Source organism: Vibrio sp. GJ43-1 (genome assembly GCF_055808835.1).
Window position 1 is genome coordinate 1,565,709 of the sequence record NZ_CM147884.1, and the last position, 22,277, is coordinate 1,587,985.

Sequence of the window (22,277 nt, forward strand, 5' to 3'; positions counted from 1 at the left end):
TGATACATGTCGCTGTTATGCAGTGATAATGCTGTTACCTCACCGCTTAGGGAATCTGTGTTACTGGGATATCAGCGTCGCTCTGTTTCCGTTTTTTGTATGCCTGTTTTTTTAATGGTGGGCATTTCCCATCGTTGGAATAAGTGATCTGACAATCTAGGCAGTAGTGGCATTCACGCATGTTGATCTCACCGTTAGGGTGAATCGCTTGAATCTCACACTCTTTTGCGCAGATTTTGCATGGTGAGCCACATTCTGGACGTCGTTTTAGCCAATCAAATAAACGAATGCTGTTTGACACCGATAAGGCTGCGCCTAATGGGCACAGGTATCGGCAAAAGGTTTTGCGGTTAAATAGGTTCAAAGTGAGTAAAAACACCGCCCACAGAATGAAAGGCCACTCACGGTCAAACTTGAGCAAGAATGTGGTTTTGAACGGCTCAATTTCTGCGAACTGTTCTGCGAGTGCTAGTGAGTCGAGAGAGAGAGCAAAGAGGCCGAGAAGAATAAGGTATTTGATTGCCCACAGTCGTTCATGCACCGCCCATGGCAATTCGAATTGTGGGATTTTAAACGCTCTAGCACTTTGATTGATCAACTCTTGCAGCGCGCCAAAAGGACATAACCATCCACAATACACGGCTCGGCCCCACATTAAAATGGTCACTGCCGCTGCGCACCACAGCATGAAAATTATGGGGTCGAGTAAGAAAAGATCCCACGAAAATTGTGTCATTAGGGCGTTGAGGAAAGTGAAAACATTGACGACGGAAAGCTGTCCGCCCCAGACCCAGCCGATGAAAATAACGGTAATAATTAAAAAACCGTGGCGTAGGCGGTGCATGAACGTTGGGTGGCGTACTAAGAAATCTTGGAAGAATAAAATAAGCAATAAGACAACAATGAGAATGGAAAGTAGCCCCACTTTTACTTGGTTTTCTTGCCACACTTGCTGTGCTAAAGAAAGCTCGGGTTTTATTATTATCGGAGCTGGTGTGTCGACGTATTGTGAAAGTGGGTGATAGTCCCCTTTAAAACTGGTGAAGACACTATCCACCGCGCCTAATTGACGGCGTACCAGTAGCTCGATTTGCCAGTCGGCACCGGGATCAAAGTCATGGTGTGCTTGCACTTTAAAGACAGACATTTCATGAAAGCGCGGTGCATCGGCTATAGACAAATCTAGGATTCGGTTATGGTCTAGATCGCGAAAAGAGATGTCATTGTTGTTTTGCTTGACTTGGATCCGGTCGAATATTCCCCCTCTCACATAACCAGAGCCTTTGTAAGAGTAGCCATTGCCAAAGATAGCAATAAGATGCTCATCTGCTTTAAGGTTGTTGATTAACCATTGGTACTCTTGCTCGCCAAATAGGTTTTTCCCAATAGTCGGGATGTCAGCTTGCGCATAGTAAATCTCAGCAAAAGGTTGCTCTCTATCGCGGGTTGCCACGCGCTCAATGTTTTCGGCAGCTGTATCGGTAAAGGCGTCTTGAACCGCGCCTTTGCGAATGAGCAGTTTACGAATGGAACCATCTCCCGTTAATTCTAACCAACTTCTCTGCTCAAACTGCTCTTTTCTAATGGTGGATTTAGGTTGAATGACATTGCTGATCGGTTTTACGATGCCAAGAGACTCAGCTACCTTGGTCGCCGCTTTCGTAATGGCGACATTCATGACCATGACAGTGACAGTGGCACCTGATAAACCGTCAATGGGTACGTAGTTTTCGTTTGCTTTGCCACCCACTTTAATCCGGTCTTTCACTGACAGGCCGACATACTGATCGCTAAATTGCCATAATTTGCTTTCAGGTATCCCCGCTAAAATGATTGGTTCGTGATGTTCTAGGACTTTAGAGGCAAGGTAACGGCCTTTAGGGTCAATGATGACGAGCATGTTAACAGGCTCGCCAGAGTAAGCGGGTATGCTCGCAATATCGTTGGTTTCAAAGGCGTAGCCAAGAACGTCGTCGTTATGGGTAATGGTTCTTACGAGCGGATCGCCGTGCTTGTCAGAAATGGAAGTTTGGCTAGGGAAGGTTTGTTCAATGAGCGGTATGGGATCTTTGGGAGGGCTGACAAATAATGCATAGCTGGGCAGACTAATAAACAGCAGAGCGAACACCTGACACACTAGAATTTTCGTGACAATTCTTAGCATAAGCGCTCCCTTTATATCCGTATTGCCTGACTGAATAAATCATAGAGATAAACACGATGACACGGTCAGGTGTGAGGCGTTAGAGTAGGGTTTTGTTAATGGAGTGTTTTTGATTTGTATCAAGTTTAGATAAAACGAAAGCTATCAATAGTACAAAGGTTGCTCACCTTCACAGACTTGTAAGGAAATATTATCGCCATTGACTCGGTCATTTTGACCTATACGAGTAGGCTGGATTAGAGATTAGAGATTAGAGATTAGAGATTAGAGATTAGAGATCAAAGGAAGAGGTTAATCATTCGCAAGGATGAAGCAGGATGCAAAATCTGAGTCGAGATCGGAACCCCTTCCTTACATTTAGTTTGAGTTGTACATACGGTCAAAGTTCTTTTGGTTCCAACCTACCATGACCTGATCGCCGATCTTTATCACTGGAATCGAACGCGCGCCCATCGCTTGAAGCTCTTTGCGTCCTCTTTGCATCTTGGCGTTAGTCAGACGGTATTTATAGCCTTTACTATCCAAATAGCGTTGGGCATCTTTACAGTGAGGGCATTTATCAGCGACATACAGGACTAAACGTTTCATTGATTTACTCTATAGCGGGTTTTGACCAGCGCAGTTTATCGATAATTGAGGACAATTACTACTTGTCTGCAACCAAGGCGCTGGCGAGTACTATGACTTACGCTAGGGTAATAGTCTTTGAATACCCGATATTGACCATTTACGCGGTATATAGTCAATTATTCATGGCTTGTTGCAGGGTCAATAAAGCACAATTGTTGATAGAGCGTCGCCGTTTTAGGCATAGTGACGCCATGAGCAAGCGCAATGTCTAACACGTTCTTATACATGTATTGTCGCTCTAATGCCCTCTGATTCTTTAAATCCAGTAGCATGCTGGTGTGATAGGGTTTCATCGCCGCTGTGTTGCTGAGCATGGTGTCAATTAAGGGGGTAGGCAAGTCCGTTCCAAGCGCTTTTGCTGCCGCTTGAACTTCTTGCATGATCTCTTTTGCCAACGTGACGAGTTCGGGACACTGCATGATTTGCTTGGTATCGGCAGATAATACGGCAGAAAGCCCATTAAATGGCACATTCCACAGTAGTTTTTTCCAGCGTGCATCCACAATACTGCTTTCTACATCAACGTCTACGCCAGCGTTACGAAAATCCTGTGCCACTTGCTCCAATAGGGGCTGTCCTTCAGCGCCATACACGCCGAGTGTCAGTCTCCCGTAATCAATATGGTCAATATGCCCAGGACCTATCTTGTTAGAGCAGATAAAGCAAAGTCCACCACCGACAAAGGGTAAGTTAAGTTGTTCAGAGAGTTCTTGCTCTGCTCCAATTCCATTTTGTAGCAGTACGATAAGTGTATTAGGTTTGACTATTGGCGCAATGAGACTCGATAACAGCGGGTTACTTGTCGTTTTGATTGCAACCAAGATGACATCGGCTTTTGGCATCGCTTCACTTGATGAATAGGCTTGCAGAAAGCTCGGTGGAATTGAAAAGTCGCCATAGTGGGAGTCAACGGTTAAACCATGGTCGCGAACATGAGTAAAGTCAGAGTTGAAAAGAAAATGCACATCTTCCCCGCTGTGATGCAGTCTCGCCCCATAATATCCGCCAATAGCGCCTGTCCCGATTACTGCGAATACCTTCTTTGTCATAGCGACGTCCTTGTTATGCATTAATTGAAGTAATGTACATGAACTGACGAATTAGTGAACCTTTGAGGGCAATATTCGTGGCGAAATGTGAACCATCGGCAACGTTAAGTTTCTTATATAAATAATGATGATATTGATACTTAGCGCGTGTTCTCGGTTTTCAAAAGAATCCATTGCTGTAGCATGGTATGCGCTTTATTATTTGCGGGTATTTATTCGGTTTAAGCCGCACATGTCGACGTAATAACAGGTAGTAAGATGATTGAAAGAAAAGAAACAAAACAACGTATGAGCCGCGCAGTGATTCATAACGGTACGGTTTATTTTTGTGGGCAAGTCGCTAAGGATTCAACTCAAGACATTACTCACCAGACGACAACCATGCTGGAAAAAGTAGATGAATTGCTTGAAAGTGTCGGTTCGAGTCGCGAAAAACTGCTATCTGCAACGATATACGTAAAAACAATGGCAGACTTTAAAGCCATGAATGAGGTGTGGGATGCGTGGGTACCAGAAGGCTACGCCCCAGCTCGCGCTTGTGTTGAAGCAAGCATGGCAAGAGAAGAGTTATTAGTAGAAATTTCAGTGGTCGCGGCGGTGTAAATTGACGCTGTGAGAAATAGACCGCCTTTATTCTATGAAAAAGGCGGTCTATTTCTAAGCCGTATCCCCCTTCTTCTTGAGCCCCCTCAGTCTGACTATCCATCGTCCATGTTTTTAATCTGCAATGCTTGATCTTCGGACACTTGATTTTCCCATGTTAAGTGTTGGCTCATTGAAGCTTCTAGGATCGGGATTTTTCCGAGCGCTTTGTACCACAAAGACACAAGCACTAATGAATTAGTGTTGATATTGAACGCGTTGTTTGTCCCATTGTCCGTATAGATGCCAGTGGGGATACTTCTGGCGTTTAAACTGGTTCGAAGGACTTCTTCTCTAAGTTTTGCGCTGAAAGCGTCGTCAAATAGTACGCTGAAACCAAAGCCCGCTTTATTACTGAATCGCTGTGGTGTTTCAATGGGTTTGCCACCAGGACTAACACTTAACCAACTGGTCCCGTAATAGTAGATATTATTGTAGGCGAACCAAGGGCTTTTACTCATCGCATCTTCTGCGTAAATATGGAGCTGGTTCGTTAATTCTGAGCGATGTTTTTGTAATTGGTAGAGCGCGTCTAATTGGTTCCACCATACTTGTGGACGGCCAATCTCTAATGCAAGTAATACATAGGGATCGCTAGTGAAATAGGGCACATTACGTGTATCTACATACAAGTCCATCCCGTCCACGCTAATGGTTTCTGATGTGGTATTGTCGTAGCTAGCAGACAAGTCGAACCCATAGAGTGCGTAGCCTTGCGCAGCGTATTGCAAATAGCCTAATCGACCTTCTTGTCTAAAATATTCCTTACCTTTATACAACTTTGTTCCATAAAGGGTTTGTTCCTTGATTGCTGAGGATAAGCTCCAATGAGATGTGATGTCTTGGACGATGGGCGACAATTCCGGAAAACGTACCTCGGTAATTTTTAACCAAATGAGCAGACGGCCAATATCCAATGCGGACCAACCGTTACCGTTTGAGGCGCTGGTGCTATAACTGCCACTGGGTAACCCGGTTTTTGCGCTGTATTCTCGATTGGGCAGTGTTGTTTTGTAAAGTGGAAAGTCAGCGAGTGTGGTTAACGTGGTACGAAGTCGGTCACGGGTTATTTCGGTGGTTTCTAGCTTAAGAGCGTGTAGGGCCAATGTGGCGGCTAGCCCGCTGGCAATGTCCCACATTGTAGCGTGATGGTAGCCTTGAACCGAATCCCACATCCCCGTTGTTTCGTGGTGATTTTTTTGGAAATAATGTTGGGCTTTTCGTGCCATCAGCCAGTCATTACGAGATAGCTTTTGAACATCGACTAAAAACGATTCTTGGCTGTGTTCTGCTTCATCCATCATGGTCAAGGGAGAGGGCAAGGCGTGAGGGCTGTATTCGTCTAGGGGGGCTTCTGGGCGAATTGGTGGAGCTAAAGCACGTCGCTGATAGTCGATGGTTTTCGCTTCTTTGGTTGTTTCACCTGGGGCCACAGCGCGACCACCATAAAAGCTTGGTAATTCGGGCATGCCAGTATCCGCGTACACAAACGCCGCTGGCATCAAGATGATGAAAAAAGACCGAATTAAGCGTGATACCAATAAAAAGTCCCCAGACGGAAGGCAGAAGATAACCTAATGATAATACATAAGTTATTATTTTCGAGTTTCATTAGATCGATAGTGTCTCAAAATCGAACGCTCAGTGTTAATAAAGGTCGGTTACTTTTTGTACTAAGCACTGTCATTTTTTTGTTGAAGTTGGTACTATCATGGCGTCAACGGACTGTATTGAGTCAACGGATAGGCAGGGCTAACCCAACGAGGTGCTGCTATGCGAAATTTTATCAATACTTTAACTCGCTCAGAACTTTCTCCCGTTCGCCATTCGGCGACAGTGTTACAACAATTCCTTGCGTCTTCACGCGACTATCAGCTTAGTCAAAAACAAAAACAAAGAGTGGAAACCTATTTAGGTGAAACCCAATTGTCGATTGATGATTATGGCAATCCATTAGAGGCTCATAGTGTCATCGCGTTTTCCTTTGGAGACAGTGATGATGTCAATCGTTGCCTTGGCCAACAAGTCGTCAGTTTAATGAAAGACTATCCGTTTTTAGATGCCCATTTACAGCAAGAGGTCGCGAAGCACGCCGTTCATAAAGTCGCTAACGCGCACGTGATATCGAGCGATGATTATCTCACCACTGCGGATATCGCGAAACAGGCGCTTGATTGTGCTATAGGCCGAAACGTAGTGGTGGTGGCCCAGTCTTGGCATGCCAAACGCTGTATTGAAACGTGTCAAGAAGTAGGCTTGAACGTCGTCGCAGTGAAAACCGTAGACCGATTTCCAGAGAACGATCCTCAACCTTGGGTAAGAAACCCCATCAATTGGATTCTGAAAGAGAGCCATCGAGCGGTGGCAAGTGGAATTGAAATTAGTCGTCGATTTAACTTAGCATAAGTCCCATTTAACTTTAACTGCTTGTTTCTGAGATATTTATTGAACGCATAAAAAATACACATTGTTGTCGTAGTTACTATACTCCTTTTTAGTTGAATACTATTGAGGTTTGTGGCTTACATGGAACGAATTAAGTCCGCATTTACGCACACTAGAAAAGAGCTCTGGATAGTATGCTTTTTCAGTTGTGTCATTAATTTTTTGGTGTTATCGCTACCCATTTATGGCTTGCAATTGTTTGACCGAGTTCTGTCGAGTTCGAGTCTAGAGACGATGTTTGCGTTAATGGGCATTGTCCTCTTTTTGGTGACGGCACAATTTTTACTGGAGTATATTCGCACCGAGTTGTTGCAAAAGTCGGGGTTGAAATTAGATGCTCAATTAAGTGGCGTGTTATTAGCCAAAAGCATTTCTCAGTCTTCGGTGACCAATCGAATTGAGAAACAAAGCTTACAAGATTTATCCGAAATCCGTAATTTCCTCGTTACCCCTTCTACTTCTGCTATTTTTGACCTTCCTTGGGTGCCGTTTTTTCTGATTATCCTATTTATGCTACATCCGTATATTGGTGCGGTCGCCTTAATCGGTAGCGCCGTATTTATGATGATGGCAGTGGTGGTTCTGTACCACAGTCGTCGGTCAAATGATGTGGCGAATCAATACTCTAATCGTACCAATATGGAACTTAATGACTACTTGCGCAATGCTCCTATGCTTAAAGCGATGGGAATGTCAGACAGTATCGGCAAAGTTTGGGAAGGTAAAAGCGAAAAGTTGCTTGCTTATCAATGGCAAGTTAACTCGCGAATGGGGCGATTGTTATCGTTGAGCCGATATTTTCGCACCTTACTGCAAATTGCGGTGCTCACTCTTGGTGTGTATTTAGTGCTTACTCAGCAGCTAGGTACCGGAGCGATTATTGCCAGCTCTATCATTATGGGGCGTGTGTTATCGCCATTTGAACAAGCGGTATCGGCTTGGAAATCATGGTATAGCGCAGCGGGGGCTTGGTATCGTCTAAATCGACTGGCTGAAAAAGAGCCGTCGATATCAAAAGTCACCCTTCCTGAACCTAAAGGTCAAATTCACTTTAAAAACGTTGCTCTTAAACTACCGACGATGCAAGAACCATTGCTGCAGAACATTAATTTCAAATTAGCGGGTGGACAGTCGTTGGCAATACTGGGAAATTCTGGTTCGGGTAAATCAACACTCGCTAAGCTCATTATGGGTATCTATCAGCCAAGTATTGGCATGATAGAGGTGGATGGGGCCACCATTGAACAGTGGTCTGAGACCCAGTTTGGTGAACATATTGGTTATTTACCGCAGCATGTCGGACTTTTATCGGGCACTGTTAGAGACAATATTAGTCGATTCAGTCATGCAAAAGACGAAGATGTCATCGCTGCCGCTAAATTGGCATGTATTCACGAGCTCATCATATCGCTCCCTGACGGTTACCAAACGTACTGTGGTGAGGGGGGCTTGCAACTTTCTGGTGGTCAAATGCAGCGAATAGGTCTGGCTCGGGCTATTTTTTCAAATCCGAAAGTGCTGGTATTAGACGAGCCTAATTCCAACCTTGACCCTGAGGGAGAGGTGGCACTTGCGATTGTACTTCAGCACTGTAAAGAAAATGAAATTACAGCGGTGATGATTAGTCATCGACCGGGTTTTTTAAGACAGATGGATTGGGTGATCTTATTAAAAGACGGCAAGGTAGAGAAAGCCGGGAAAAGTGAGCAATTTCTGGGGTTACATGCAGAAACGGGTGCTCCCGCCAGAATTGATGACCATCAGTCTAAAAGTACAGGGTAGGAGTGGCTATGGTATTTGATACTAAAAGCGTTATCAGAAAAGGGATTATTCTCAGTCTAGTCACGACAGTGGGTTTTGTCTGGTGGGCGGTGTCCGTTGATCTTAGCGCGGCTTCTATTGCGAGAGGGGTGCTGGTGGTAGAAAGTAAGCGTAAACAAGTTCAGCACCTTGAAGGGGGTGGGTGAAGCAAGTTTACGTTAAAGAGGGACAAAGTGTTCAGGCGGGCGATGTCTTGCTTGAGTTATCAAATTCGCGAGCTGAAGCGGATTTTCAGCGGTTAATATTGAAATCTATTTCTTTGGATTATCAAAAACGCCGACTTCAAGCATTATTAGATGACAGCCAACAAGTTGATTGGAGGTTTGTGGATGACGGCATTGAGATAGATACGGCTGATAAAACTCAGGTTGTAGCCAATGTGATCAGCAGTGAACAATTGCAATATCAGCAAGCTATTCTCAAACTTGAGTTAACGGAAGGGCAGTATTTGCAGAAAAAAGCGCTGTTGGACGAACAAGTTCGCGGTGGTCAGTTTCAAAAAAGAGCGATCGAGCGTCAGTTGTCTCTTCTCAAAGAGGAGATTGATATGACACAAGGGTTGGTGAAAAAGGGCTACGTGTCAAAAACCCGAATGCTTGAGCTAAAACGAGCAGCAGCGCGAGTGGATGCTGAGTTAGCAGAAGTGAGTGCTGAAACAGAGGTCAACCATCGTCAATTGGCAACCTTAGAGCAAAATCATCAATCAACGTTGTTGGAGTTAAAACAAACCTATTCTTCCCAACTTGCGCAAGTACAAAAGGAATCTCGTGATATTAGTGAAGCGCTTAAAGCAGCAACGGATGTTAAGTCGCGAGTCACCATTCGCAGCGAGCACAATGGTACCGTGGTCGGACTTAATGTGGCGAGTGTTGGTGGAATTGTGAACCCCGGTGATGTTCTCATGGAGATAGTACCAGAGACTGATGAACTGATTATAGAAGCTCTGATCCCGGCGCAAGACATTGATGTTGTGCGCGTAGGGCTGCAGGCTAAAGTTCGTTTAAGTGCTTATAACGTTAGAAAAACGCCACCAGTAGATGGCGAGGTGACTTATGTTGCAGCAGACCGCTTGAGCGATGATTCCAACGAACAGCAAACAGGATACCGGGTGAAAGTAAAGTTGGCGAAGGACGCTCTGGTTGGATTAGATAATATTGAACTGTATCCCGGAATGCAGACGGAAGTCTTTATTGTTTTGGAGAAGAGAACGCTATGGGACTACTTAACCGCGCCGTTAACGGTTAGCTATTATCGCGCCATGAGAGAGGTATAGTGTATGGAACCTGAAATGTTATTTTGGTTGTCATTTTATGGCTTTTTTCTCGTGCTTTCTGTCGTTGTTGGTGCAAAAAAAGGGCGAGTGATTGCTGGTGCGTTGCTAGGGTACGTACTTGGGCCTGTGGGTTTGATTCTCATTTTGTGCAGCTCGGATAAACGAATGGTACCTTGTCCACATTGTGGGGAAAAAACACACCGCCACTCCTATCAGTGTCAACGCTGCCATGAAAAAGTCTATGGCTGTTTGCATTCGAACTAGTGTATAAGCGTCAACTTGTTGTATAGATATTATGGTTGGTCTTCCTTTCCTTTCCTTTCCTTCCTTTCTGTATCATCGATACGGTATGTTACTTGTTCGTAGTGTTTTTTAGGCAAACAATCAGCAAACCTCCAGGTAGTAGGGGGACGTGTTGTGAACTCGCAGCTAAAAGCGGTTTGCTTCTAAATTGGATTTGGCGAAAGAGGAACAATTATGAATCAACCTATCTTACTGTGCCCGAAGTGTCAGGTAGACGTATTACTGAATACTAGCAATGTATGTTCAAAGTGTACGACAAAATACCGAAAAGTCCCTTTTTGTCCGGAGTGTCACGACTCACTTGAAGCATTAAAAGCATGCGGCAATGTGAGCTATTACTGTAACGGTTGCAGAATGCAGAAGTCGCGTACCACCATCCGCTGGCAGTTGCAGGAAGTTGTTGCTGCAGTAAGTCGTTAGAGGGCATTGAATAACGGTTGCTGTTGCTCATAGTGAGTTGAACTAATAACAACGCAAAAAAAGCCCTCTACATTAAGAGGGCAAACAGTCGTGTTGCAAGGAAGTGTTGAAAAATGGTGAATGACGATTCATTCACCCAACGAGGAATATAACGACGACAAGCCTAAGTTATATCTGATGGGAAATTAATGTCGTCTTGCTCTAAATCACTCCAAATAGTGACTTCTTTTCCATCTGAGCTTTCGAGTTTGTAGCCATACAAATTAGACGTGTCAAGGTTTTGTGCTTCGTAGGCATCTTTAAGTCCTTGATCCATATCTGTAGTGGTACTTTTAAGCTCCCACCCCCAACCAGACAAGTCGATAGACTTTGCGCCAGTACAAACAAACTGACCGTTGGCGTCACCGGCACGGTGTCATTGATCGTGACCTTATCGAGTGCAATTGAAATATCGGTATCGGTTGAAGTGACTTTTATGCCTTCAATCTCTTGGAAGGCGGTTTTTGACATGTCGATAGTTTGGTTGTCGCCATCGTTACCCACGACCAGCACATCAAAACCTTCCCCTCCGCTAAAGTAGACGGAGTTAGCATCACCAGAGTTCAGTTCTTCACTATCGAATATAAGCGTGTCATCGCCGCTGCCTGCAAACAATTGATCAAGGCCGCTGCCACCGTCGAGCGAATCGTTGCCTTCCTGACCAAAGATCAAATCATCGCCCGATCCGCCACGAAGTGTATCATCACCAACGCCACCATCAATGTAATCACTGTTACCGCCACCGTCGAGTGTATCGTTACCTTCTTCACCGGATAGGTGGTCAGTACCAGAGCCGCCATACATTTTGTCATCACCGAGCTCGCCATACATGTGGTCGTCGCCAGATTGACCATATACAGTGTCATTGCCGTCTTGGCCATAGAGGATATCGTTACCGGAGCCACCTTCAAGGCGGTCATTACCTTCGCCACCGAACAATTGGTCGGTACCGCTGTCACCTTTTAATCGGTCGTTACCAGTGCCTCCTAAAAGCGTATCATCACCATCGCCGCCATAAAGTTTGTCGGCGCCAGTGCCCCCGTCTAGCGTATCGTTATCGCCATAGCCATAAAGCTTGTCATCACCTTCGCCGCCTTCGAGTAAATCGTTACCTGAGCCTGCGTTTAAAAGGTCGTTGCCCGCTCCGCCATACAGTTTATCGTCGCTTAAGCGCCAGCGTTTAGACTGTCATTACCTTGGTCGCCCCAAAGTTGGTCATGGCCTGCTCCAGAGGAGAGTGAGTCGCTGTCATCGCCGCCGTACAGCTTATTGTTGCCAGCGTTGGCTATGAGTGAATCAGCACCACTACCACCTCTTAATGTATCGTCGCCATCACTCGATGATAGGGTGTCATCTCCTTCGCCACCTTCAATGTGATCACTGCCATCGCCAGAGCTTATTGTATCGTTACCCTCGTTACCAAATAAGGTGTTATTGCCACTTTGAGCAATGATGTCATCATCGCCAATGCCACCAGTGACGGAATCATTACCCGCACCCGTTTTGATATAGTCATCGCCTTCGCCGCCAATAATGGTGTCATTGCCAGTGCCACCGAGGATAATGTCGTCACCTAGGCCGCCATCGAGTGTATTGTCACCGGATTCGCCATGTAGTTGGTCACTTCCTTCACCTCCTATGAGGTGATCATCACCTGAGCCTGCAAATAGGTAATCATCGCCAGAACCACCGTCTAAACGGTCGTTTCCAGCATTACCGAGCAGAACGTCGCTTTCTTCATTTCCGAATAGTTGGTCACTGCCAATGCCGCCATCAATAGTATCAGTGCCTTCGCCACCAGAGAGTGTATCGGCACCGCCCCCTCCATAAAGCGTGTCGTTGCCTTGATCCCCAGTAGCAGTGTCATTGTCTTCGCCGCCGTAAAGGATATCGTCACCCTGACCAAGAGTGATGGTGTTCGTGCCTGCTTCGCCAAACACAGTGTCATCACCCAAGCCTGCATCTACGGTATCTTGTCCATCACCAGCAAATAAGTTGTCGTTACCGCCGCCTCCAGTAATGGTGTCATCATCATTACCGCCATAGAGGGAATCGGCGACATCACTACCGATCAACGTGTCGTTACCAGTACCACCAAAAATTTGATGAGAGCCAGTAGAAGCCGCGATAAGTGTGTCATCTCCCACTTCACCAAGGAGGGTGTCCTGACCATCATCGGTCATGGTATCGTTACCCGCGCCACCCGCTAGAAAGTCGTATCCATCACCACCGATGAGTTGGTCGTCGCCATCACCACCAAAGATGGCATCATTTCCATCCTCGCCATATAGCACGTCATCGCCCGCGCCACCATCAAGGTGGTCATCTCCAGTGCCAGAATAGACGGTATCCGCACCGCCGCCAGCGTAAATGGTGTCACGGCCTTCTGCAGTGTTAATGTTGTCGGCTCCTGTTCCTCCGTACACGGAATCGTTTCCAGCACCGGTTTCTATGGTATTGGTACCAGCTTCGCCAAAGACAATATCATCGCCTTCACCGGTCACGACAGTATCTGTCCCGGTCCCGGCATATACGGTGTCGTTACCTTTACCCGATACCAATGTATCGTTATCAGCACCGCCTTTTAATACGTCGTCTTCATCTGAACCTGTGAGAGTGTCATGACCTGAACCACCGTGGAGCTCGCTGGCGTTTAAACCCGCGGTTAGCGTGTCATTTCCGCCCTCGCCAAACAGGGTATTATTTCCTTGTTCACCAAGTACGACGTCATCGCCAGCGCCTGCAAAGACTCGGTCGTTACCAGTGCCAGCTGAAATGGTATCGTTACCCGAGCCCGAGTAAACGGTATCGTGACCTGTTCCGGCGTGAATGGCGTCTGCGCCAGAGCTGGAATAAAGGTGATCATCACCATCTTGCCCGAGGATTTGGTTATCACCATCGCCCGCGTATATCACGTCACTGCCTGCACCGGAATCAATGATGTCATTGCCACTATCGGCATAAACCGTATCCGCACCATCGCCTGTGTTTATTGTATTTTGACCGCCACCAGCGAAAATGGTGTCATTGTCAGCACCAGATTCAATGATGTCGTCACCGGACTCGGTATAAATTGTGTCGGCACCATCACCAGATTCGATAGTGTTGTGTCCGCTCTGGCCAAAAATGAGATCATCGCCAGCGCCCGTTTCTATTTGGTCATCCCCAGAACCCGCGTAAATCTGATCATCGCCTTGACCTGACGAAATGATATCGTCACCTTCGTTGGCGTGGATGATATCGCTACCATCCCCCCTAACAGGTTGTCAGTTCCAGTACCACCATAGAGTTCGTCGTTACCATCGCCACCAACTAAGTAGTCGTCACCAGCGTCACCGATGAGAACATCATTCCCTTCGTTTCCTGATAGTTGATCGTCGCCAACTTCACCGACGATAACATCGTCGCCTAAGCCGCCGAGCAAGGTATCGTTACCGTCACCACCGAGGAGAAGGTCATTGTCTGACTGGCCGTGAATAATGTCGTCACCATCGCCACCCATAATGAAGTCAGCGCCTTCTCCACCATAAAGAGTGTCATTTCCCTCTTCACCCTGTATTTCATCATCGCCCGTACCACCGTCGATATAATCAGTGCCTTTGCCCCCGAGTAGTACGTCGTTTCCAGTTTCACCATAGATCTGGTCATCACCATCATCACCAATTGCGACATCGGCCCCTTCTCCGCCATAAATGATGTCGTCACCAAGTTCGCCAAGTAACATATCGTCACCAGCGTCTCCTTGTAGTCGGTCATCTCCATCGCTGCCTAGAAGCGTATCATTCCCTTCTCCGCCGGATAGAACATCATCGCCATTCCCACCGACTAAAACATCATCGCCTTCACCGCCAAATAATTGGTCATCGTTAATGTCTCCGTCGAGAAAGTCATCTCCGCTTCCTCCAAAGATAGTATCGTTACCTTGTTGGCCCTTTAAGATATCGTCACCAGCACCACCGTCTATGGTGTCGTCGTAAAGACCATCTACGGCAATATCAACACTATTAACTTGTGAAAGAGGTTGTCCATCGGTCGTTTCCAATGAGAAATGAATGGGGGAGTCGTTTGAGGATTGCTCAGAGGTATAAGTAAAGCTTAGTGATACGTCACCATTTTCATCAACGGTTGCGGGCAGCGTTTGAATGACTTGCCCATTTTCATCGGTTATAACGACAACCACACTTTCGCTAGCTGTCGTGACATTAAAGTTGGCAGTGAGGCTGCTAGTTTGGTCGACTAAGTAATTACCGAGCCTAACGCTGTGTGTGATGGGGTCACTCCCCTCGGTTTGCTCCGCAGCAGAGAAAGAGTAGACCGATTGACTAGCACCCCATGAATCGTTGCTACTACTGCTTTCGGTCGTTGTTGTTTCTGTTGGCGTCTCATACTCCACATCACCTAATACGGTATCAGATCCGTCTCCCGCTTCAATGTGGTCAGAACCTTCACCTCCGGCGATAAAGTCATCCCCTTGGTGTGCGTGTACTTCATCGTTACCTGAACGGGCATTGATGTTATCTGCGTTCTTGGTTCCGGTAATAAGATCGTTATGTTTGGTTCCTTCCATGAGATATTTCTCTAAGCCTGACGTTTTTAATATGTATGGATTAGGATATTCGACAGCAAAATCAATTAAATCTCCCAACTGTCTAAATAGATCAGGATATGTGCCAGATTTTGATTATATGTGTTAGGGTTTGATTTTATAGGGTATTTATTTTTATAGGTTGTAGAGGGGCGTTATATAGACTGTATTTTATTTTGACGAGCAAAAAGAAACACAAATTGCAAACACGGAAGAGTGACAAAAGAGGGGGGGGGGAGTTAGAACGAAAACGAATAGGCAATCATGATAGAACCATCTAAAAATCGGCCAGTACTTTCTGCGGCATCATTTGAGTTCCAACGATTGCCTGAATAATTATTATATTGAACCGTAATGGTTCCCGGTCGCCAGTCAAAGTAACCAAAACCATAGGTATAGTCAGGATTCCACGGTTGTTGTTGCGAACGGTCGAAATAGTAAAAGGCCGTTGCGTTAAGATACCAATTCCCTGTGATGGCGTATTTACAGCCAAGAGATAAGGTTTGATGATGCGCTTTGTAATCTGTTGATGCGAGATCAAAGTAGGTTGGCGTATAATTATAATCAGTCTGGCAACCAATGCTGCCATCCTCGCTAACTCTAGTCCACTCCAGTAGTTTTCCTGTTACGGGAAATTTCCACCCCAGTGACCACGTCCCTTCGTTAAAGTTGGTGCGGGAACCACCGGGTTCAGGGGCAAAGCGGTTACCGCCATAATTAGAGTAAAGCAGACTAAAGGTATATGGGCGCCAATCACTGTAACCGAAAACATAAGTGAAATCTGGATTCCATGCTTGTTGCTGATCTTTATCTAGGTAGTAATAAAGTGTCCCTGATACAAACCAATTTCCGAGTAGTACATATTTAAGAGATAAGTTGGCAGTATAATTTACATTGGAAGGCCCGTTGGTGGCCCCAGCAGGTAAATTAGCTTCTGTCGTTTGCTTTAATGGTAGATTTAGAGAGAAGTTACCACTAAGTCCTGATAATCCGTCACGATCTTTTAACTCACCTAAAGGTAGCTCAAAAGAGCTTTCAACTCCTCGCCAAATTAAGTCCACTTCGGTTTCTTCTGGTTCTTTATTAATAGTGTTGTCATCTTTGGTGATGTTTGGAGAAATAGGAGCCGGGGCATGTTGCCTAGAATGGGACAAATAGTCATCGGCCTTTACTGCTAATGGTATGAGGGCAACAATAATACAGATTTTCGTCTTTTTGCTCATATTTCCCTGTGCCGAAAGCAATAGTTCCTTCTGTTTATTCAAGCACAATCTCACGCTAACGTGAAGAAAACAAAAAAAATTTTGGTAATCCAAGTTTCTATTCCTATCCTGATTAATATGATTGGAAATCGCGGAATTCTGATGAATGGAAAACGTTGAACTCAGTAAGAACCAAATAGAGAGAGCGATTCTGTTAGTTGAGGACAATAAAACAACGCAGATCTTAATGAGTTCGCTGTTAAAGAAGCGAGGCTATGACGTGACAGTGGCAAGCCATGGCTATGAAGCATTGGAAGCACTAAACGAAAGTGAGCACATTCAGTTCGTACTAAGTGACTGGGTGATGCCAAAGATGGACGGTGTTCAATTATGTAAAGAGCTTAAGTCTACGAATTATAATCGTTACATATTCTTTGTTTTATTGTCGTCGCAAGATGATCAGGACTCAATAATCAGTGGTATCGATGCCGGAGCTGACGATTTTGTGGCGAAAAACACCGCCATCGATGAGCTTGATGCACGTATTCGAGCTGGCTTCAGAAATTTGGGTCTTCATAATGAATTACTCAAGAAAAATCATCAATTAGATTCGGCATACGCCACGATAAGGCAGGATTTAGATTCGGCTGGTGACTTTATACGTCAGTTACTTCCAACTCGCACTGAATTTAAACGGGTGTCGATGGCCTATACGTCCATTCCAAGTGCGCAGGTTGGCGGAGACATTCTGGGTTACTTTCCCCTAGATGAGGATCATGTTGGGTTTTATCTATTGGATGTGTCGGGGCATGGGGTAGCCTCTGCGTTGTTGTCTTTTTCTGTGCATCAAACATTGTCTGTTGTGAATGGCCCCAATTCAGTGGTGTTTAAGGGAACTGGGGATGAGAAACAGATCCGACCTGCTGATGAAGTGGTGACGAAGCTCAATGAAATATACAGCCAGGATTCATCTAATCACCTTTATTTTACAATGATTTATGCCGTGCTGAACAAGAAAACGGGTGAATTAAATTACTGCGCAGCTGGGCATCCTCCGATTATTTGGGTGCAACAAGAGGCGAGGACGACTCAATTCTTAGGCGATGACAACTTTGTCGTTGGCATGTTTGATTTTGCTGACTACAAACAAGAAACCATATGTTTGGGAGCGGAAGATGAGATTTGGCTCTATACCGATGGCATCACCGAAGCGAGAGTAGGGGAAGAGTTTTATACCGAAGAGCGATTAAAAAACTTGATCGCACTTCAGGATAGAAAGCCGCTTGACGAGAAGCCTGGGGAGATAGTATCTGCGGTACGCGAATGGCAAAAAAATGCAATGTTTGATGATGATATCAGCATTCTGGTTTGTAAATGGACACCACAATAGGTAGGGAATTATATGAAGTACGATATTTCTAGTAGCGAGTTGTTTACGGTCATTCAAGTTCAAGAAGCGCGTTTCGATGCCAAGCTTGCGACGTCTTTTCGTCAGACCATAGAAGAGGTCAAATCAGAGCTTAAACCGAATATCTTGCTCGACATTTCGCAGGTGACATTTATGGATAGCAGTGGCTTAGGCGCGGTGATGGCCGTTTACAAGTTATTGAGAGACAAGCAAATTGCTGTAGTAGGTGCCAAACAGCCAGTACGCGAGCTGTTCAAACTTACTCGTATGGACAGGTTGATTAAAACGTATGACACGGTGGAAGATGCTATGACGACGTCAGTTTAACTAGTTTTTGACCAGCGACTTACCAACAATGTATTTGCCAATATCTGGCAGCAATAACGAACAACGGCTAGGAAATAATATGAAAGGAATGATTCTGGCGGCAGGGAAAGGGACGCGTGTTCGGCCCATTACTCAGCAGATACCAAAACCGATGATCCCAATTTTGGGTAAGTCGGTAATGGAGTCAATGATTGAATTATTTGTTCAGCATAACATAAGTAAAATTGTCATTAACACCAGTCATTTAGCTGAAGTTATTGAGGGGTATTTTGGTGACGGTCACCATTTTGACGCTCAGCTTTCGTATTCATGTGAAGGCGCTTTAAAGGAAGGGGTCTTTGAAAGCAAGGCGTTAGGTTCGGCTGGTGGAATGAAGCGAATCCAAGAGTTTTCTGGTTTTTTCGACGAGACTTTTGTTGTGGTCTGTGGAGATGCATGGATTGACTTGGACCTTAAAGAGGCCGTTAAAAAGCATCGTAAAAATGGTGGGATTGCCACGATCATTACCAAACGAGTACACGCAGATGAAGTAGAAAAGTATGGCGTTGTTGTCACCAATGATAAAGGGCGAGTTGAAAGCTTCCAAGAAAAACCAACTAAGGAAGAGGCGTTGTCTGATCAGGTGAATACGGGGATTTACATCTTTGAACCTGCGATATTTGATTACATACCCAAAGAGACAGAGTTTGATATTGGTAGCGAACTTTTCCCAACTTTGGTTGAGCAGCATATCCCTTTCCACGCGGTTGAGATGAATTTTCAATGGCTGGATGTGGGTAATATCAAAGATATTTGGGGAGTAACGGAAGACGTATTGAGCGGGAAGGTCCCGGGTTATCGTATCCCTGGAACGCAAGTCAAAGCCGGTATTTGGCTAGGCATTAACACCAACATTAATTTATCGAAATGTAATATCGTCCCACCGGTCGTAATTGGCAGCGGATGTAAAGTCGAGGATGGGGCAACCATTGTTGGGCCAGCCTTAATTGGTGCCAATTGTCACGTTAAAAGCGGTGCGACAATCAAGCATTCGTTAATCTTTGATTACACGCAGATTCATTCGGGAGTCGATATCGCAGAGCAAACCATCTTTGGCGATTTCAGTATTGGTCATGATGGTCAGGCTGCAAGTTCAGTGATGTGGACGAATTTACGACCATATTTGGCAATGAATCGTTTAACCGATGCGATAAACACGATGTAGGCAATACTCAATGCATATTAATGGTGATGAGGTCTCAGTAATGACCATAGATGGGCAAACATTTTCAAATACATATAAAAGCACCATCGATGTATCAAGAGTGGCCGCCGAGGATTTGAAAGGGTTCTGGCATTCACGTCGCTTGAGTGATAGCGATATCGGTGAACTTGAGCTTTGTGTGGTCGAACTTATCAATAACGCGTTTGAGCATGCCTATGCTGGTCAAGATGGTGAGCCGATAGAAGTCACGAGTCGCTACAACGAAAATAAAGTTATTGTCGATATCACCCATTTTGGTGAGGGGATGTCACAAGACGAGTTTCGCGGTGCGTTAGAGGCGGATTTTATTGAGCCTGACCCTGATGACCCTGATACATGGACGACCTCAGGACGTGGGTTCATTATATTGGCCGCGTTACTCGATACTGTGGAGTTAACGCAAGATGGAGAAAAAAATACGTTTACCTTAATAAAAACCATACGGTCATGAAGCGATGGGGGCGGTCATGAGAATTCTAGGATTAAGTTTAATTTATTTGTTACTGCAGGGCTGCACTAGTCAGCCAGCAGTGCAATCTGTGAGCTCTCAATCGCTGCATGGCCAATGGAAATTTACCTCGTTGACACCTATAGCTAAGCCTTATTCGCGTTCGTTATCTGTCCCCTCTAATTGGTATTCACAAGGCGTGGAGTTTTCAGGTGAAGCACTCTATCAAACCTCGTTTAATGTGACAGAGTCAACTGAAAATGGCCGATACTGGTTGATGTTTGACGCGGTTGACTACGAGGCTAAAGTTGCACTGAATAACATTCCGGTAGGCGCACATACTGGTTATTTCTCTCCATTTTCCTTTGATGTCACGCCTTTCATTAAACAAGAAAACAACCAATTAACCGTTATCGTTAAAAGTGAAAATGATGAAAAACTTCCGGATTGGTCACTGAATAAAAGGGAGCTCAAAGGCGTGTTAAGCCACCATGATACTCGACCAGGAGGCGCGTGGTCAGACAAAGGGCAGGACGCCAACTCTGGCGGGATTTGGGGGGAGGTTACACTCAAAAAAACGGGGCCAATTGCAATTAAAGAAACAACGTTTATTCCAACCATTGATTCCAATCGATTTACCTCGGGGACCTTAACCATTGAGCTGGATAGCTTAGTTATAGGGCAAGCGCATATTAATATCTCCCTTGTCTCGCCCTTGGAAGCGGATCATCAAACCCGTAGTGAAACTTACACTTTGGAAACGGAACTCAAGCAGGGAACAAATATAGTTGAATGGGCAGTACCAACAATGAAGAGAGCGTTGTGGTGGCCTTATGATTGGGGAAAGCCTAACTTACACGATCTAACAGTGGAGGTTTCATTAACGAATCAAGCCTTGTCTGACCAAATAATGCAGCGCATTGGGTTTAGGGAAGTAAGGTATTCAGAATCAGAGAAACATTTTTACATTAATGATCTTCCATACTTCATCCGAGGCACAAATTATATTGCAAGCCAGTGGTTAGGAGAGGTGACCCGTGAGGACTATGCCAACGATTTGACGTTGATGCAGCAAGCGAATATTAACGGCATTAGAGTGCATGGGCATGTCGCTGGGCAGGCTTTTTATGAACTTGCAGATGAATATGGTTTTGTTGTCTGGCAAGACTTCCCGTTACAGTGGGGCTATGAAAACTCATTGGCGACAGCGATTGAAGCGGCTCGGCAAGCAACTGAAATGACCAATATGCTATCTAATCATCCGTCTGTCGCCTTCTGGAGTGGCCATAATGAGCCTCCTTGGGATGCGACCTGGATGAAGTATAAGTACCCCAGTTATGAACGATCTCACAATAGACAGTTGACGGCATCGGTGCATGAAGCGCTGTTACGTGCTGATGATGGTCGCATTGTGCGGGAGGCCTCTTACACTCACGAACATCCTTGGTTTGGCTGGTATTCAGGTCATTATAAGGACTATAAAAGACTGCAAGGACCACCCATTATTAGTGAGTTTGGTGCACAAGCCTTACCGCGTGAAGCGATATTATCCCGCTTCTTGACCGATAGAGATACTTGGCCATTAAGCGCAGAGCAATTGGCTACTCTCGAATATCACAATTTTCAGCCTCATGAAATGACTAACTTGGCAAAAGTTAATATGGGAGACAGTGTTAATGAGCTAATTATTAACAGCCAAGAGTATCAACGTGTCGTGAATAAATACGCTGCTGAGCAGTTACGATTGAAGAAAAATAATGGAATTGCGGCTATTTATCAGTTTATGTTTGTGGATAGCTGGCCTTCTGTAACGTGGTCGATATTAGATGTCGAACGGCAAGAAAAATTGGCATACCTAGCAATTAAAGAATCTTTTCAGCCGATTTTACCCGTTGCCAGTGTAAAAGATAAATCTTCGTCTAAGCTATTAAATATCAGTGTAATCAATGACTCAAGAGACGATATTGTTAATGCGAAGATAGAAATTAACTGCATAGAAGGCAAAGCTGAACCCACATCATGCTGGCAAGAGAGGAATATAACAATTGAGCACAACAAGGTTGTGAAAATTGCCACAATTGAACAGTCAAATATAACTGATGATTTTGTAATTAATATCATTGGTGGGAATGGACAGTTAATTTCAAGTAATCACTATAGAGCGGGTGATTATTAATGGCCTGAACAAGTATGTTGAATGAGATACTAAACATATAAAGGTCATTTAAGAAACTGAAGCATGAAACGCTTAATAAGGGAAGTTAAGTTGATGGATATG

At 45.1% G+C, this 22,277-nt stretch carries 20 protein-coding genes and 2 pseudogenes; 12 read left to right on the plus strand and 10 right to left on the minus strand.

The window, feature by feature from the left end; genetic code table 11:
• Window positions 1-46: 46 nt before the first annotated feature.
• From nosR to AC0L66_RS07620, 3 genes are all read right to left on the minus strand, one after another.
• A complete protein-coding gene (nosR, locus tag AC0L66_RS07610; RefSeq protein ID WP_473568971.1) occupies window positions 47-2,164 on the minus strand; it encodes a transcriptional regulator NosR in 2,118 nt (705 codons plus the stop codon).
• 357 nt (window positions 2,165-2,521) lie between these two features.
• Complete coding sequence (locus AC0L66_RS07615; protein WP_265673213.1) at window positions 2,522-2,752, minus strand: glutaredoxin family protein; 231 nt, start codon at window positions 2,750-2,752, stop codon at window positions 2,522-2,524.
• Between the two features lie 158 nt (window positions 2,753-2,910).
• Window positions 2,911-3,843 (minus strand): 2-dehydropantoate 2-reductase, encoded by a 933-nt coding sequence (locus tag AC0L66_RS07620; protein ID WP_473568972.1) that lies wholly within the window; start codon window positions 3,841-3,843, stop codon window positions 2,911-2,913.
• 258 nt (window positions 3,844-4,101) lie between these two features.
• On the opposite strand from AC0L66_RS07620, the gene AC0L66_RS07625 reads away from it, so the two are divergent.
• A complete protein-coding gene (locus AC0L66_RS07625) occupies window positions 4,102-4,446 on the plus strand; it encodes a RidA family protein (protein WP_265673211.1) in 345 nt (114 codons plus the stop codon).
• A 95-nt stretch (window positions 4,447-4,541) separates the two neighbouring features.
• Here AC0L66_RS07625 and AC0L66_RS07630 read toward each other — a convergent pair whose 3' ends face one another.
• On the minus strand, window positions 4,542-6,026 hold the full coding sequence (locus AC0L66_RS07630) for a DUF3131 domain-containing protein (RefSeq protein WP_473568974.1): 1,485 nt from the start codon (window positions 6,024-6,026) through the stop codon (window positions 4,542-4,544).
• Window positions 6,027-6,258: 232 nt separating this feature from the next.
• On the opposite strand from AC0L66_RS07630, the gene AC0L66_RS07635 reads away from it, so the two are divergent.
• From AC0L66_RS07635 to AC0L66_RS07660, 6 genes are all read left to right on the plus strand, one after another.
• Complete coding sequence (locus AC0L66_RS07635) at window positions 6,259-6,891, plus strand: hypothetical protein (protein WP_265673209.1); 633 nt, start codon at window positions 6,259-6,261, stop codon at window positions 6,889-6,891.
• A 120-nt stretch (window positions 6,892-7,011) separates the two neighbouring features.
• Window positions 7,012-8,712: a type I secretion system permease/ATPase gene (locus AC0L66_RS07640; RefSeq protein WP_473568975.1), complete on the plus strand. Its 1,701-nt coding sequence runs from the start codon at window positions 7,012-7,014 to the stop codon at window positions 8,710-8,712.
• Between the two features lie 8 nt (window positions 8,713-8,720).
• Window positions 8,721-8,897, plus strand: coding sequence for a hypothetical protein (locus AC0L66_RS07645; RefSeq protein ID WP_473568977.1), 177 nt, complete (start codon window positions 8,721-8,723; stop codon window positions 8,895-8,897).
• Window positions 8,894-10,024: an HlyD family type I secretion periplasmic adaptor subunit gene (locus AC0L66_RS07650; RefSeq protein ID WP_473568978.1), complete on the plus strand. Its 1,131-nt coding sequence runs from the start codon at window positions 8,894-8,896 to the stop codon at window positions 10,022-10,024. Before AC0L66_RS07645 ends, AC0L66_RS07650 begins: the two co-directional genes overlap by 4 nt.
• 3 nt (window positions 10,025-10,027) lie before the next feature.
• Window positions 10,028-10,288, plus strand: a complete 261-nt coding sequence (locus AC0L66_RS07655) for a hypothetical protein (protein ID WP_265673206.1) — start codon at window positions 10,028-10,030, stop codon at window positions 10,286-10,288.
• Window positions 10,289-10,501: 213 nt separating this feature from the next.
• Window positions 10,502-10,747, plus strand: a complete 246-nt coding sequence (locus AC0L66_RS07660; RefSeq protein ID WP_473568980.1) for a YfgJ family double zinc ribbon protein — start codon at window positions 10,502-10,504, stop codon at window positions 10,745-10,747.
• 201 nt (window positions 10,748-10,948) lie between these two features.
• Here AC0L66_RS07660 and AC0L66_RS07665 read toward each other — a convergent pair whose 3' ends face one another.
• The 6 genes and pseudogenes from AC0L66_RS07665 to AC0L66_RS07690 all read right to left on the minus strand — a co-directional run bounded on the left by AC0L66_RS07665 (window position 10,949) and on the right by AC0L66_RS07690 (window position 16,594).
• Window positions 10,949-11,725 carry a calcium-binding protein gene (locus AC0L66_RS07665; protein ID WP_473568982.1) on the minus strand — a complete coding sequence of 259 codons (777 nt, stop codon included), beginning with the start codon at window positions 11,723-11,725 and terminating at the stop codon, window positions 10,949-10,951.
• 21 nt (window positions 11,726-11,746) lie between these two features.
• A pseudogene (locus AC0L66_RS07670) lies at window positions 11,747-11,941 on the minus strand (calcium-binding protein); the annotation flags it as partial.
• An 11-nt stretch (window positions 11,942-11,952) separates the two neighbouring features.
• Window positions 11,953-13,701, minus strand: coding sequence for a calcium-binding protein (locus AC0L66_RS07675; protein WP_473568984.1), 1,749 nt, complete (start codon window positions 13,699-13,701; stop codon window positions 11,953-11,955).
• Window positions 13,702-13,743: 42 nt separating this feature from the next.
• Window positions 13,744-14,025 (minus strand): annotated as a pseudogene (locus AC0L66_RS07680) (calcium-binding protein); the annotation flags it as partial.
• Window positions 13,938-15,353, minus strand: a complete 1,416-nt coding sequence (locus AC0L66_RS07685; protein WP_473568986.1) for a FlgD immunoglobulin-like domain containing protein — start codon at window positions 15,351-15,353, stop codon at window positions 13,938-13,940. The pseudogene AC0L66_RS07680 and the gene AC0L66_RS07685, both read right to left, overlap by 88 nt.
• A gap of 257 nt (window positions 15,354-15,610) precedes the next feature.
• Window positions 15,611-16,594 carry a hypothetical protein gene (locus tag AC0L66_RS07690; RefSeq protein ID WP_473568987.1) on the minus strand — a complete coding sequence of 328 codons (984 nt, stop codon included), beginning with the start codon at window positions 16,592-16,594 and terminating at the stop codon, window positions 15,611-15,613.
• Window positions 16,595-16,739: 145 nt separating this feature from the next.
• Here AC0L66_RS07690 and AC0L66_RS07695 point away from each other — a divergent pair, with 145 nt between their 5' ends.
• The 5 genes from AC0L66_RS07695 to AC0L66_RS07715 all read left to right on the plus strand — a co-directional run bounded on the left by AC0L66_RS07695 (window position 16,740) and on the right by AC0L66_RS07715 (window position 22,175).
• A complete protein-coding gene (locus AC0L66_RS07695) occupies window positions 16,740-17,963 on the plus strand; it encodes a SpoIIE family protein phosphatase (protein WP_265673201.1) in 1,224 nt (407 codons plus the stop codon).
• A 12-nt stretch (window positions 17,964-17,975) separates the two neighbouring features.
• Entirely contained in the window at window positions 17,976-18,308 is a 333-nt protein-coding gene (locus tag AC0L66_RS07700) for an STAS domain-containing protein (protein WP_265673200.1), read from the plus strand.
• 79 nt (window positions 18,309-18,387) lie between these two features.
• On the plus strand, window positions 18,388-19,512 hold the full coding sequence (locus tag AC0L66_RS07705) for a sugar phosphate nucleotidyltransferase (protein WP_473568989.1): 1,125 nt from the start codon (window positions 18,388-18,390) through the stop codon (window positions 19,510-19,512).
• Between the two features lie 10 nt (window positions 19,513-19,522).
• Window positions 19,523-20,002, plus strand: coding sequence for an ATP-binding protein (locus AC0L66_RS07710; protein ID WP_473568990.1), 480 nt, complete (start codon window positions 19,523-19,525; stop codon window positions 20,000-20,002).
• A 16-nt stretch (window positions 20,003-20,018) separates the two neighbouring features.
• Entirely contained in the window at window positions 20,019-22,175 is a 2,157-nt protein-coding gene (locus AC0L66_RS07715) for a glycoside hydrolase family 2 protein (RefSeq protein WP_473568992.1), read from the plus strand.
• Window positions 22,176-22,277 lie beyond the last annotated feature (102 nt).

Coding starts and splice junctions, on each gene's coding strand:
- AC0L66_RS07710 (WP_473568990.1), top strand. CDS start 19,523: ATGCATATTAATGGTGATGAGGTCTCAGTAATGACCATAGATGGGCAA.
- AC0L66_RS07645 (WP_473568977.1), top strand. CDS start 8,721: ATGGTATTTGATACTAAAAGCGTTATCAGAAAAGGGATTATTCTCAGT.
- AC0L66_RS07695 (WP_265673201.1), top strand. CDS start 16,740: ATGGAAAACGTTGAACTCAGTAAGAACCAAATAGAGAGAGCGATTCTG.
- AC0L66_RS07625 (WP_265673211.1), top strand. CDS start 4,102: ATGATTGAAAGAAAAGAAACAAAACAACGTATGAGCCGCGCAGTGATT.
- AC0L66_RS07620 (WP_473568972.1), bottom strand. CDS start 3,843: ATGACAAAGAAGGTATTCGCAGTAATCGGGACAGGCGCTATTGGCGGA.
- nosR (WP_473568971.1), bottom strand. CDS start 2,164: ATGCTAAGAATTGTCACGAAAATTCTAGTGTGTCAGGTGTTCGCTCTG.
- AC0L66_RS07690 (WP_473568987.1), bottom strand. CDS start 16,594: ATGAGCAAAAAGACGAAAATCTGTATTATTGTTGCCCTCATACCATTA.
- AC0L66_RS07705 (WP_473568989.1), top strand. CDS start 18,388: ATGAAAGGAATGATTCTGGCGGCAGGGAAAGGGACGCGTGTTCGGCCC.
- AC0L66_RS07715 (WP_473568992.1), top strand. CDS start 20,019: ATGAGAATTCTAGGATTAAGTTTAATTTATTTGTTACTGCAGGGCTGC.
- AC0L66_RS07640 (WP_473568975.1), top strand. CDS start 7,012: ATGGAACGAATTAAGTCCGCATTTACGCACACTAGAAAAGAGCTCTGG.
- AC0L66_RS07700 (WP_265673200.1), top strand. CDS start 17,976: ATGAAGTACGATATTTCTAGTAGCGAGTTGTTTACGGTCATTCAAGTT.
- AC0L66_RS07660 (WP_473568980.1), top strand. CDS start 10,502: ATGAATCAACCTATCTTACTGTGCCCGAAGTGTCAGGTAGACGTATTA.
- AC0L66_RS07615 (WP_265673213.1), bottom strand. CDS start 2,752: ATGAAACGTTTAGTCCTGTATGTCGCTGATAAATGCCCTCACTGTAAA.
- AC0L66_RS07655 (WP_265673206.1), top strand. CDS start 10,028: ATGGAACCTGAAATGTTATTTTGGTTGTCATTTTATGGCTTTTTTCTC.
- AC0L66_RS07685 (WP_473568986.1), bottom strand. CDS start 15,353: ATGGAAGGAACCAAACATAACGATCTTATTACCGGAACCAAGAACGCA.
- AC0L66_RS07635 (WP_265673209.1), top strand. CDS start 6,259: ATGCGAAATTTTATCAATACTTTAACTCGCTCAGAACTTTCTCCCGTT.